The following is a 681-nucleotide window of genomic DNA, read 5'->3' as shown; positions in this document are numbered from 1 at the left end:
CCCGACGACACCGGCGCCAACGATGGCGATTTCGACAGTCCTGGACGCTGCCACCGATGACCTACACAAAACCCGGCAGTTGCAGATGGCCGGCCGACAACAGTTCGGCCATGATGGCGAGTGCCGTGCGCAGATCCTCCTGCGAGCGCGCCGCGCCGACATTGATGCGCACGCCGTGCTGGACCGGCTCGCGGCCGACCGCGAAGGCATCGCCCGGCAGCACGGCGACACCGCGCTCCAGGCAGGTGCGGGCAAAGCCCGCGCCGCGCCAGGGCTCCGGCAGGCGCAGCCAGGCATGGGTCGACGTCGGATGTGCCTGTATGTCGAAGCGGCCGAGGATTTCGCTCAGGATCGCCTGGCGCTGGCGCAGTTCCTGCTTCTGGATGTCGATGATGCGGGCAGCAGAGCCTTCCTCGATCAGCCTGGCACCGATCAGCGCCGTCAGCGGGCTGATGCTCCAGCAGTTGATGCGCAGCGCCGCCGCGACCTGGCCGGCGATGGGGCGCGGGGCGATGACGAACCCAAGGCGCAGGCCCGGCGCCAGGCATTTCGACAGCGCGCCGAGATGGATGGTCAGTTCGGGCTCGAGACAGGCGAAGGAGGGTGGCGGGTCGTCGGCCAGCGGCCGGTAGACGTCGTCCTCGATGATCAGCACATTGTAGCGGCGGGGAAACGGCGCAA

The 681-nt window shown here is 68.7% G+C and carries 1 protein-coding gene; it reads right to left on the bottom strand.

Annotation, left to right across the window (positions count from 1 at the left end):
- Positions 1–61: 61 nt before the first annotated feature.
- The coding region (locus tag EOA33_RS40640) for an aminotransferase class I/II-fold pyridoxal phosphate-dependent enzyme (protein WP_245482386.1) at positions 62–681 on the bottom strand (620 nt) is incomplete at its 5' end.

The organism is Mesorhizobium sp. M4A.F.Ca.ET.050.02.1.1, assembly GCF_003997725.1.
In the GTDB taxonomy this organism is placed as follows: domain Bacteria; phylum Pseudomonadota; class Alphaproteobacteria; order Rhizobiales; family Rhizobiaceae; genus Mesorhizobium.
Note: the sequence above shows the minus strand (reverse complement) of the source record. Positions and strands in the feature narration are given on the sequence as shown.